Genomic DNA, 11,729 nt, shown 5'->3' on the forward strand with positions numbered 1-11,729 from the left:
GAGTGATCTTCCTCATGAGCGATCCTGCCCTGACCGTTGAAATACCTTCGCTCTACTGTCCGCTGCGCACCCGGACACACCCGATGCTCGCCGAGCTGGAACAGCGCGGAAACGACTGGATGGCCGCCCACGGATTCCACGAGAACGAGCGCCTGTGGCGGCGTGTCCAGGAGAGCAACGCCGCCGAGTTCTTCGCCCGGATCTGCCCGGACGCCGCGCCCGAACGGCTCCAGATGGCCATCGACTGGAGTTACCTCATGTTCGTCTTCGACGATGTTCTGGACGAGGCGCAGGTGACCGGGGCCTCACAGGGATTCGTCGACATCGCGTCGCGCGTCGTGCGGACGCTGGCGGATCCGGGCTGCGAGATGATGGCCGACGACGACCCGTTCCGCGCTCCCGTCCAGGACCTGGCGCACCGCCTCCGGCGATACGCCACCCCAGCCCAGATCGGCCGCCAGCTGGACGCGCACCGCGCGTGGCTGCTCGGGGTCGCGTGGGAGATCAACTGCCGGCTCAGAGGCACCGTGCCCACTCTCAACGACTACACCGCCATGCGCCCGGTGTTCGCCGCCGCCGATCCGACGCTGGTATGGGCCGAGATCGCGCTCGGCGCGCCCATCCCGGAGGGCGAGATGTTCTCCCGCGAAGTATCCGCACTGCAAGAAATGACGGCGACCTACGCCGCCTTCAGCGACGATCTGTACTCGCTCGGCAAGGACCTGTGGTTCGCACAACGCCATGGAGGCGGGAATCCGAGCGGGCTGAACCTGGTCAATGTCTTCGTCGCGCACGAGCACTGCACGATCCAGGAGGCCATCGCCAAGGCGGTGGACCTGTGCAACCGCATCGCCCGCCGTTTCGTCGACGTCCGCGACAACGTCGAGCCGCACGCCAGTGAACGGCTCCGGCCCTATGTCGCCAACCTGGGCTATCTCATGCGCGGCAACATCGAATGGGGCCTGGCGACGCCGCGTTACAGCAATCCCGACGGGGAGCACCCCGGAGCCGTCAGGACCACCTGCACTTGGTCGGACACGCCACCGCCCGGAACGGACCAGCCTCCGAAGATTCCCTCGATCGCCTGGTGGTGGGAGGAGCTTCCCTAGGCGTCGCGGCGCTGGGGCGAGCGCGGCGGGACGAGGAGCGGGCCTTCCCCGGCGGCGGGATGACAAGGCGAATCTCTACGTGCCTGGGCTGAAACCGCGTCCCGGTGGGACAGCTACCCGCCTACCCGTCGTAGCAACATCCCGGGCTAGTACGCGGCGTAACCGTGTACGGGCCCCGACCCTACGGGCGTGCTGCGGGATGGGGCCCGCTCTGGGGCTCGGCTCCTGTTGCGGCAAGGTCGCTGCGGACTGGGATGACACGCTGGACGCTGATCCGCCCTCCACCATCGCGGGGCACGTGTGATGATCGACCTGGCGCCCGATGGCGACGATGTCCTCGGCCGGTCCGCGCCGAGGCGGGGGGTGCGTCACGTCCGTGCCGTGCGGCGGAACCGTCCGGGTGGGACGCCGTACTGCCGCTTGAACGCGTTGGCGAGAGCGAACTGCGACGAATAGCCCACCTGGGCGGCGATCTACTCCAGCGGGGCGTCGGTCTCGCGGAGGATGCTGGCCGCGGCGGTCAGCCGCCACCAGGTCAGGTAGGCCAGCGGCGGCTGGCGGGTCGCGGCGGTGAACCGGCGGGCGAACGCCGCCCGCGACAGCCCCACCTGATCCGCGAGCGACTGGACGGTCCAGGCGTGCGCGGGATCCTGATGGATGGCGTGCAGCGCCGAGCTGATCGGCGGGTCGGCCAGTGCCGCGGCCCAGCCCGCGCCACCGGGATCGCGCGGCCGGTCCTCGAACCAGGCGCGCAGCACGTGCAGCAGCAGCATGTCGAGCAGGAGCGGGACGAGTGCCGCGCCGCCGGGACGGGACGACCCGAGTTCCCGGCCGAGAGCGTCGAGTGTCGTGCGCAGGTCGTCGTGCCGTCCGACCTGCGCGGGCAGTTGGAGCACCGCGGGAATGTCGCGCAGCAGCGGGTGGGTGCGGTCCGGGTCGAGCCGGTAGCCGCCGCACAGCGTCACCACATCGCCGTCTTCGGCTGGCCGCCGCGGCGGGTGCGCGGCCTCGACCAACGGTGTGGCCGGGTCGTCGGCCATGCCGTAGCCGTCTCCGCGCGGTGTGAAGATCACGTCGCCGGGTCCGACTGCGACCGGCGCGCGGCCGTCGACCAGCGCGGGACACTCGATCCGTACGAGGGGTCCTGCGGTCCCTGGTCCGCCATATCCTCCTTTCCGCTCAAGATCCCCCCGCAGTCCCGTAGCACGCGGGGGATCTTGAGAGGCGACGGCGCCACCGCCGTGCGCCCCCGCGGTCACCGGCAGGCCGACACGCCCGGACAGCCCATGGCCCGCCGGACTCCCGCTCGGCGCGCCCTTCTGTTAGAGCCAGAGGATGACGTTGAGGGTGGGGACGTGGATCAGGAGGAAGGCGTTCTTCGCCTTCGCCGTCGCCTCCGGCTGGCGTGGGGAGACGGCGGTCGTGACGACCACGTAGCGGTCCTGGGTTCCGACATCGCCGATGCGGGCGCCTCCCGGCGGGTCGACGTCGCCGTCCGGAACGAAGCGCAGGTCGGTGTGCCGCAGACGAGGCCGGGCGCCGGCGGCGGAGGCCCGGTCGGGGAACTTGAGAACGTGGCTGCTGACCAGGACGCCGTCCGTGGTTCTGAACGCGATCTCGATCCGTCCCTCGCACCGGGTCCGGCGCAGGACGGCGCGGGCTTGCCCACTGGTCGCTCCCGCCAGACAGCCCTTCTCATCGTCCAGGACCTTGGCGGCCGTGCGCTCGTAGGTCTCGGACCGCCCCTCGAAGCGGTTCTCGAACCCGGTGGCGTCGTCGTAGAAGGTGTCGACCTCGAACGCCGGGCCGCCGATGGCGAATGGCCCGGCGGTCATGAGCACGACGGCGAACGGTGCGGACAGAACGGTCGCCCCGAGAACACCTAACGTGGAGCCGAGCGCGATGCGCTGCTTACGTTCGCGCGCCTCCCAGCGGCGCACATGGTCGGGAAGCCCGGTTGGGCTTGGAGACCCAAGGGTCGCCAGCCCGCCGGTCTCCGCGGGCGCCGGGGGAGCCTGGGCCCGGACGACCACCGTCCCGGCGCGCCGGTCGTGCAGGCACTGTCTCAGCCGCTCGTCTTTCCCGCACACCCAGGGATCGCTGATCAGCGGTAGGGACGCGGAGTTCCTCGGGAGGGCATACCGCCGGAAGGACCGCCGCCAGTTCGGGGGCCGTGTTCCGTCCTCCTCGCGCACCACCCGGATCCCGGCGACTCGTTGGCCCAGGGTGCAGCCCCACCGCACGATCCCCCCGACGCGCAGCAGCAGCGGGCCGGCCATGCCGAGGACCACGACTGGGGCGGTCGCCCAGAGGAACGAGGTGGAGGAGCCATCGGACAGCAAGGCGACCGCGTAGACCGGCGACACAGCCGCCATGACCACGAAGAAGGCGGCCAGCAGGTCGAGCACGCGGGCCGCGACCCGCTGCCGAGTGCTCGCCAACACCCGCACGACGCGGCCGTCATCGCCCGGTACCCGCTCTGGGGGCGTCCCTGCCGGGACATACAGGGGCGTCGTCACGGGCGTACATGCAAGCACACCCCAACTCCACCCGCGCGGCCGAGTCGACCGTGAAGTTGCGAAAAATGATGACACCGTTCCTGCGGGCGGTGGCCAAGGACTCCTATTGCCGCGCTGCCCGCGCGGAAGCCGGCCTGTCCGCGGGCGGCGACTGGCCGGTGAGCCCCCCGGATCCGCTGCGGGCGTGCACGTCGCCGTCAACCGGGTGGCGCCCGGCGAGAAGGCCGCCTTCGCCGAGGGCGAGCGGGTCCATCCGGCGCCGCCTTGACCGGCCGGCGACTCGTCGGTTCCGGAAAGGCTAGCAAACATGAGGAAATCTCATGTATTTTGGCGCTTCTCGGCGCCTGGAGGCCACATTGGGTTCGCGACGTCTCGTGTCAACGGCCGTGGGTGCCGTTCTGGTACTGGTCGCGGCGGGGGCTCTGATCGATCCGGTCGGGTACTTCGCGTTGCTGGGAATGCCCGGACGGGTGGTACCGGCGGCGCGCTGGCAGATCGTCCCCCTGGTGGTCTACGTTCCGTTGCTGCTGACGGGCACGGCGTGGGTCGTGGCCGCCTTCAAACATCTGGAACGGCGGGCGCGCTTCGCGACGGTGTGGGCGGGGTTCGTGCTGACCGCCGTGGTCGCGAAGGCCGCCATGTCGGTCGCGGCGACGGCACCTGAGCTGGACGTCGCCGACCTGCTGTGGTCGACGAGTTTCACCGTGCCGAAAGCGGCCCTGTACGCGCTGCTCCCGGCGGCGGTCACCCTCCTTGCGCGTACGGGAGAGCGTGAGGACGGCGAGCCCGCCCGCCGGGCGCACTGGCCGGTCGCGGCCATCAGCGTCTCGGCGGTGGCGGTGACCGGGATGTGGGTGGCGTCGCACTGGTCGCGGGACCTGCCGGACGGACTGCCGTCGGCGTCCCCGCAGGGTGGGGCGGCCGGGCTCCTCGCCGGGCTGGTGACGCTCTTCCTGGCGCTCGCCCGCACCCAGCGAACCTTCGCACGCCGATCCCGCACGCCCTCGGGGGCCTTCATCGGCGGATGGCTGGCCGCGCTCTGGGCGGGCATCGTCCTCGGCGCCGTCCAAACCGCCGGACTCCTGGTGCTGGACGGGCCGGGCGCTCCCCTGCAGACGCCCGCGGCTCTGTGGACCAGGCTCGGCGAGGGCGCGTCCCTCGGCGTCGCCTTCGGCTGGCTGCCCGCACTGCTGGCCTTGCCCGCCACCGGCCGCGCGTTCAGGCGGGCGGCTGGTGGCGCCTCCGCCGCGACGGCCCTGAGCTTCGCGGTCGCGGTGGCTGCGATGGCCGGAGCCGTGGCCCTCGCCGGGCCGGAGCCCGCGCCCGTCGCCCGCAGACCCGCCGCCGCGCCGGAGACGGGGCTGTCACCGTTGCGGGCCGTCCGGGGGAAGCGGCCTCGCATCGTCGACAGTGAAGGCCGGCAGGTCCTCCTGCGCGGAGTGAACGTCAACCAGTTGGTGGACTTCTATTCGCCGCGCCCGGGAGTGCCGGCGACACTGCCACTCGACGAGGACGATTTCGCGCAGATGGCGGCGCTCGGCCTGAACGTGGTGCGGCTGGGGGTGTCATGGTCACGTATCGAACCGCGCCCCGGCCGGTACGACGAGGGCTACCTGCGGCAGATCGCCCAGGCCGTGGCCTGGGCGAAGCGGCACGGGCTGTACACGGTGATCGACATGCACCAGGACGGCTGGAGCAACGAGCCCACCCCGGCCGGAACCTCGTGCCCCTTCGGCACGTCCCGGATGGACGGCTACGACGGCGCGCCCGCGTGGGCGACCAAGGCCGACGGCGCGCCGCGCTGCCAGTTCACCGGACGCGACATCTCGCCCGCGGGGAACCGCGCGTTCACGAACTTCTACTATGACCGCGACGGTGTCCAGGGCCGCCTGGTGAAGGTGTGGAGCATGCTCGCCGCCCGCTTCGGCGACGACCCCGCGGTGGCCGGGTTCGACCCGCTCAACGAACCGGGCTTCGGTGAGCAGGCGCCGCTGACATCGACGCTGCTGCTCGGCCGTTTCTACGACCGTGTCCTGCGGGCGATCCGCTCCGCCGAGGCCCGTCCCCATCTGCTGTTCGCCGAGCCGAGCATCTTCTGGTCCGGCACCGGGTTCGACGCGATCCCGCGCGGCTCCTTCCGGTCCGATCCCGACGTCGTCTTCGCGCCCCATCTGTACGCCGAGTCGATCACCATGGACGCTTCGCTCGGGCTGCCCGTCATGACCTCCGTCGAGCACGGCTTCGCCCTCGCGCGGCGGGCCGCCGGCGACATGCCGGTCTGGAGCGGCGAGTGGGGGTTCTGGGGCGACGCCGGCTCGGTGGCCGGCAGGCTTCGCCGCTACGCCCGCCAAGAGGACGACAGCAGGATCGGCGGAGCCTTCTGGGTGTGGAAACAGGCGTGCGGCGATCCGCAGAACGGCGTCGAGCCGATCGGGAACGGGCTCAACAACCTCGACTGCGCGACGGGACGCTTCCTGCGCCGCGACGCGGTGGCCGAACAGGAGATCTCGCGCGCCTACCCGCGCGCGGCCCCGGGCGTCCTCACCTCGCTGCGGTCCCTTCCCGGCGGGCGGCCGGGCGGAAAGGCCGCCGGGCCGCAGGAACTCACGCTCACCGGAAAGACAACGGGCGGCGGCTGTGAACTGGACATCTGGGTGCCGGGAGAAGACCGTCCCGCTCCCGCGGTCACCGGCATCGAGAGGATCGAAGCGAGAAAGGCCGAGGGCGGCTGGCGCGTCACCGGCTGCGCCCGCGGCTCGTACCGGCTGACGATCAGCTGACCGGCGGCCCGTCCACTACTTGGACGCCGACGTCCCTCCCCGGAAGAACCTCAGAAACGCAAAGTGGGACAGATGAGCATCTGCCCCACTTTGTCGTGAAGTGTCCGAGGGGGGACTTGAACCCCCATGCCCCGTAAAGGGCACTAGCACCTCAAGCTAGCGCGTCTGCCTATTCCGCCACCCGGACCGGTCGCAGGCCGCAGCGGGGCTGCGGCGGCGGAGTTCACCATACCAAAGGTGGCGAGTCGCGGCGAAGTCGATCGACGGGGCACCATGGGACGGTACGCGAGCGACGCGAGGTGATCATTGTGGTGCGGCAGCCGACCGCCGAGGACGAGGTCGTTCAGCTCTGCCAGGAGCTGATCCGGATCGACACCAGCAACCCGGGCGATCACTCGGGCCCGGGGGAACGGGCGGCGGCGGAGTACGTCGCGGAGAAACTGGAGGAGGTCGGGCTGGAGACCCGGATCTTCGAGTCGCATCCGGGGCGCGCCAGCCTGGTCGCGCGGATCGAGGGCGAGGACCCGGGGCGCGACGCCCTGCTCCTGCACGGGCATCTCGACGTGGTGCCGGCGCGCCGGGAGGACTGGACGCGCGACCCGTTCGGCGGGGAGATCGCCGACGGGTGCGTCTGGGGGCGCGGCGCCGTCGACATGAAGGACATGGACGCGATGATGCTCGCGGTGGTGCGGCAGCGCCTGCGGGAGGGGCGAAAGCCCCCGCGGGACGTGGTGCTCGCCTTCCTGGCCGACGAGGAGGCCGGGGGGAAGTGGGGCGCGCACTGGCTGGTGCGGGAGCATCCCGAGCTGTTCGAGGGGTGCACCGAGGCCGTGGGGGAGGTCGGCGGGTTCAGCCTGACGGTGCCCGGGGACCGGCGGATGTACCTCATCGAGACGGCGGAGAAGGGCATCGCGTGGATGAACCTGAGCGCCTCGGGGACGGCCGGCCACGGGTCGATGGTGCATCCGGACAACGCGGTCACGGCGCTGGCGGCGGCGGTCGCGCGGCTGGGAGCGCACGAGTTCCCGGTGCGGTTGACGAAGTCGGTGCGGGCGTTCCTGGAGCGGGCCTGCATGGCGTACGGCGTCGAGTTCGATCCGGAAAATCCGGAAAAATGCCTTAAAGAGATCGGGCCGCTCGCGCGAATGATCGGCGCGACGCTGCGGAACACGCTCAATCCGACGCGGCTGGATGCCGGTTACAAGTCGAATGTGATCCCGCAGACCGCCACCGCTCAGGTGGACGGACGATTCCTTCCCGGGCACGAGACGGAATTCTTCTCTGTAGTGGACGAACTTCTCGGGCCGGACGTCAAGCGGGATTTCGTCCACCATGACCGCGCGGTCGAGACGGACTACGAGGGTGCGCTCGTCGCGGCGATGGAGGCGGCGCTGACCTCGGAGGACGCGGGTGCGCTGCCGGTGCCGTACTGCCTGAGCGGCGGGACGGACGCCAAGGCGTTCTCCACTCTGGGCATGCGGTGCTTCGGTTTCGCGCCGCTGAAATTGCCCCCAGAGTTGGACTTTTCCGGAATGTTCCATGGGGTCGACGAGCGCGTTCCCGTGGACGGTCTGCGCTTCGGCGTGAGGGTTCTCGACAAATTCCTTGATCGCTCCTGAATTTGCCATCACCAGAGCTTTCCGTGGTGCTATCGTCACCATTCGTTGAGGACGGATCGGTCGCAGCGGAGGGTGTCCGGTGGCAGGTGGTGCGGTGCGGGTCGGGGCGGTATCCGCCCTGCTGCGCCGTGCCGCCGTCGGGCGTTCCGTGCGGCGCCTGCTGGTCCTCGGCGGGCTGCTGATCGCCGGCTGGCTCCTCGGGTGCGCGGCGCAGGTCGCGCACGCCGACGAGCCGCCGACCGCGCCCGTGACGGGGGTCGTCGAGAAGACGCCCCTGCTGGGGGACGCGGTCCAGACCGTCCGCGACCGCCGGCCCGTGCGGGAGGCGCCCGGCGTCGCTGCCCCGGTCGAGGTCGTGGGCGTCGTGGCACCGCAACCGCCTGACGAGAAGACCGCGCACGACGTGCCGCCGCCCCCGCCTGAAGTTCGGGTCGAGCCGTCCGTCAAGCGCAAGCCCAGGCCGGTCGTGACCGAGGTCGCCGCCGCGCCCGAGACGCACCGCGAGGCGTCCGCGCCCGCTGTTTCCAGCCTTTCCCGGACGCGACCCGGCGTCGGCCATGCCGCCCGCCACGTCGTCGTCCGGCACCACCCCGCACCGAGCCCGGCGCCCGAGAAGCCGGGCACCCATTCGGCGACCGGCGGCTTCATCGCCTCCAGCGTCGCTGCGGGGTTCCCCTCTGCCGGGACTCCTGTCCCCGCACCTCGTCGGGCATCGCTGCGCCCCGTCTTCGGCGCCGTGCCACCGGCCGTCCGCACCGCTGCGGACGAGCCCTCCTTCGCGCCCGACTAGTTCCCGACTCCAGTCTCCGGACGCGTGCCCGTGCGGCTCGGGCGCGCCGATCCGGTCTTCCGCCGTGCCCTCATGCGCGGCCTTCCCCCGAGACGCACCTGTCTCTTCCTTCACCAACTCTCCCCTAGGAGCATCATGCGAACGTGGGCAAAGGGCACCTCCCGTGCCGTGCTGACCGCGGGCTTCGTCGCCCTCGGCGTCAGCGCCATCCCCGTCAACGCCTTCGCCGACGTCACGTCCGGAAACGGCGGCGTCCTGAGCGGCAACCAGGTCAACGCCCCGATCTCCGCGCCCGTCGACGTGAGCGGCAACGCCGTCTCGCTGGTGGGCGGCAGCCAGGCGGCGTCCCGCGGCGGCGCCAAGGTCCAGCAGGGCGGCAGCGGCGGCGGCCAGAAGACGTCCGGCAAGCGCGGCGTCGCGTCCGGCAACCAGGTCAACGCCCCGATCTCCCTGCCGGTGAACGCCTGCGGCAACGCCGTCGCCGTCGTCGGCGGGTCGCAGGCCGGCTGCGAGGGCGGCGCCAAGGTCAAGGGCAGCGGCAAGGGCGGCCAGACCACCGACGGGACGGCCGGTGTCCTGAGCGGCAACCAGGTCAAGGCCCCGATCTCCGCGCCCGTCAACGCGTGCGGCAACGCCGTCGCCGTGGTTGGCCGGGCGCTCGCGGGCTGCGAGGGAGGCTCGAAGGTCAAGAGCGGCGGGGACACCGGGTCGAAGCAGCAGACGTCCGGCGTCCGCGCCGTCGGCGGCGGCAACCAGGCCGACGTCCCGATCAGCGTGCCCGTGGACGTCTGCGGCAACGCGGTCGGCAACGCGGTGGCGGCGTGCGAGGGCGGCGCCTCCGTCCGCAACGGCGGCCACCGGACGGGACAGCAGACCACCTCCGGCGTGCGCGGCATCCTCTCCGGAAACCAGGGCAACGCGCCGATCAGCATCCCGGTGACGGCCTGCGGGAACGCCGCGGCCCTCGTCGGGGAGGCCGGGGCGATCTGCGAGGGCGGCGCGCACGTGCGCAGCGGCTCCGGCGGCGACCAGAAGACCTCCGGGACGCGGGGGATCCTGTCCGGAAACCAGGGCAACGCCCCCATCTCCGTTCCCGCCGAGGTCTGCGGCAACGCGGCCGCCGTCGTCGGCGGCGCGGCGGCGGGGTGCAACGGCCAGAGCCTCGTCCAGGGCCCGCACGGCTCGGGGTCGAAGACGTCCGGCGACCAGGGCACCGGCTCCGGGAACCAGGCGAACGCGCCGGTCCAGGCCCCGGCCGTGGTGTGCGGCAACGCCGCCGCCGCGGTCGGCCTGGCCTCCGCGGTGTGCGACGAGCCCGGGAACGGCGGGTACGAGCCCTACTCCCGGACGACCGGCACCGCGCCCCGTCCCGGCTCGAAGATCGACCCGCCCGCGGTCGGCGGCCTCCCCGTCCTCGACGGCCTGCCGGCCCAGGGCGGGCCCGCGGGGCGGAACCAGCGCACCGCGCTCGACGGTGACGGCGCGCCGGCGGCCGTCTCGCTCCTGGACACGCAGGCCCTGCCGGGCGGCGCCGGGCTGCCCAAGGTGAACGGCCGCAGCGCGCCGGTCGACGGCGGCCTTCCCGTGCTGGGGAGCCCGCGGTCGCTGAGCGGCACCGCGTCGAAGCTGGGCCCGGTCGAGCTGCCCAAGGGCGCCTCGCTGGTGGGGACCCTGCTCCAGGAACAGCCGGCCCGGGGCGCGATGTCCAGGTCGAAGGGGCTGCCGAACGGCACCGGCCTGCCGCAGGTGGGCGTCCTGCCGAACGTGAACGGCGCGTCGCAGGTTCTCCCCGCGGAGAAGGTGCTTCCCCAGGTCCAGGGCCTGGCCGGGAAGAGCGCGCCGGTGAAGGTCGGCGCGGAGCGCGTCCGTCCGGCCGAGGCGGCGCCGGGCACGGTCTCGCTGCCCGTGAAGCCGGTCCTGCCGGTCGACGTGCGCGGCGTGGCGACCGCCGAGATCGCGGACGTGCCGGACCGGATCGGCCCGATGAGCCCGGTCGCGTCCACCCAGAAGATCACGCCGGGGACCAGGACGGGCGCGACGCTGCTCGCGGCGGTCTCCGGGGTGCTGGCCGCCGCGGCCGGGGCCATGGTCCTGGGCCGGCGGATCCGGGTGAGCCGCCGCTAGATCCACCAGACCGCGGGTGAGCCGGCCTCGGGCCGGCATGCGAAAGACCTTCGCCCGTCCCGGAGGCGCGGACCGGGGCGGGCGAAGCCATACCCTCAACCAGATGGCCGTGCCGTGAGCGGGCGAAGTCGTGCCCGACGCGCGGACATAGCCGTACCCGTGGACGGGTGCGGCCCTACCTGTGACAGGCGCGCGAGCCTCCCGCACGCCCGGCGGGGGCTGGTGTAGCGCGGCGCTCGCCCCACCGAAGCCGTACCCGTGAGGCGGCGCGGCCGTTCACGGGTACGGTGAGGCTGCGTTCGCGGGACGCTGACGGCGAGTCCGCAGGCCGCGACGCCGCGTCCGTGTGCCGGGGGCGCTGTGTTCGTGGGCGGTGGGGCGAGGGGGCGGCGGACACAGTAACGTCACGTCAAGGAATCCGTACGCAGTGCTACGCTCCGGACAGGCCGCTGGGAACGGTCAGAAAGTACGGACCGCGCGGATGACCTTGCGGCGCAGTTGAATACGACGGCGGCCGTCCGGGTACAGGCGCAAGCGATCGAGTTCCCAGCCGCCGTGCTCCGCGTGCTCGGTCATGATCCGCCGGGCGGCGTCACGGGTGGTACCGCGCGGCAGTGACAGGACGAGGTAGGTGTACTCCGCCATTGCGACCATTATTACTTGGTCTACCGGCCGTGCGGCACCGTACCGTGGCCTCCCGGTCCGCGCGGTGCGCGGCGGCGTGTCATCCTGTCGGGGGCGTGCGGCGGTGAGAATCCCGCCCCTCCGCGGGGGCGGCACGATGATCG

General features: G+C 72.1%; 8 protein-coding genes and 1 tRNA gene. 5 read left to right on the forward strand and 4 right to left on the reverse strand.

The genetic code is table 11. From position 1 onward, the window contains the following. Window positions 1-14: 14 nt before the first annotated feature. Entirely contained in the window at window positions 15-1,109 is a 1,095-nt protein-coding gene (locus ABD944_RS23080; RefSeq protein WP_345179673.1) for a terpene synthase family protein, read from the forward strand. A 473-nt stretch (window positions 1,110-1,582) separates the two neighbouring features. Here ABD944_RS23080 and ABD944_RS23085 read toward each other — a convergent pair whose 3' ends face one another. Next, window positions 1,583-2,368 (reverse strand): AraC family transcriptional regulator, encoded by a 786-nt coding sequence (locus tag ABD944_RS23085; RefSeq protein ID WP_345179675.1) that lies wholly within the window; start codon window positions 2,366-2,368, stop codon window positions 1,583-1,585. Between the two features lie 63 nt (window positions 2,369-2,431). Then, window positions 2,432-3,553 (reverse strand): RDD family protein, encoded by a 1,122-nt coding sequence (locus ABD944_RS23090; protein WP_345179677.1) that lies wholly within the window; start codon window positions 3,551-3,553, stop codon window positions 2,432-2,434. A 461-nt stretch (window positions 3,554-4,014) separates the two neighbouring features. On the opposite strand from ABD944_RS23090, the gene ABD944_RS23095 reads away from it, so the two are divergent. After that, window positions 4,015-6,408: a glycoside hydrolase family 5 protein gene (locus tag ABD944_RS23095; protein ID WP_345179679.1), complete on the forward strand. Its 2,394-nt coding sequence runs from the start codon at window positions 4,015-4,017 to the stop codon at window positions 6,406-6,408. 101 nt (window positions 6,409-6,509) lie between these two features. Here the strand turns inward: ABD944_RS23095 and ABD944_RS23100 are convergent. Continuing rightward, window positions 6,510-6,595: transfer RNA gene (locus ABD944_RS23100), tRNA-Leu, on the reverse strand. Between the two features lie 121 nt (window positions 6,596-6,716). Between ABD944_RS23100 and ABD944_RS23105 the strand changes: the two genes are divergently transcribed. The 3 genes from ABD944_RS23105 to ABD944_RS23115 all read left to right on the forward strand — a co-directional run bounded on the left by ABD944_RS23105 (window position 6,717) and on the right by ABD944_RS23115 (window position 10,941). After that, complete coding sequence (locus ABD944_RS23105) at window positions 6,717-8,027, forward strand: M20/M25/M40 family metallo-hydrolase (protein WP_345179794.1); 1,311 nt, start codon at window positions 6,717-6,719, stop codon at window positions 8,025-8,027. Window positions 8,028-8,106: 79 nt separating this feature from the next. Beyond that, window positions 8,107-8,817 carry a hypothetical protein gene (locus ABD944_RS23110; protein WP_345179681.1) on the forward strand — a complete coding sequence of 237 codons (711 nt, stop codon included), beginning with the start codon at window positions 8,107-8,109 and terminating at the stop codon, window positions 8,815-8,817. 135 nt (window positions 8,818-8,952) lie between these two features. Next, on the forward strand, window positions 8,953-10,941 hold the full coding sequence (locus tag ABD944_RS23115; RefSeq protein ID WP_345179682.1) for a chaplin family protein: 1,989 nt from the start codon (window positions 8,953-8,955) through the stop codon (window positions 10,939-10,941). A 459-nt stretch (window positions 10,942-11,400) separates the two neighbouring features. Here the strand turns inward: ABD944_RS23115 and ABD944_RS23120 are convergent, their stop codons facing one another. After that, window positions 11,401-11,586 (reverse strand): DUF5703 family protein, encoded by a 186-nt coding sequence (locus ABD944_RS23120; protein WP_179845705.1) that lies wholly within the window; start codon window positions 11,584-11,586, stop codon window positions 11,401-11,403. Window positions 11,587-11,729: the final 143 nt, after the last annotated feature.

This window comes from Actinomadura verrucosospora (assembly GCF_039540335.1).
Lineage (GTDB): Bacteria > Actinomycetota > Actinomycetes > Streptosporangiales > Streptosporangiaceae > Spirillospora > Spirillospora verrucosospora.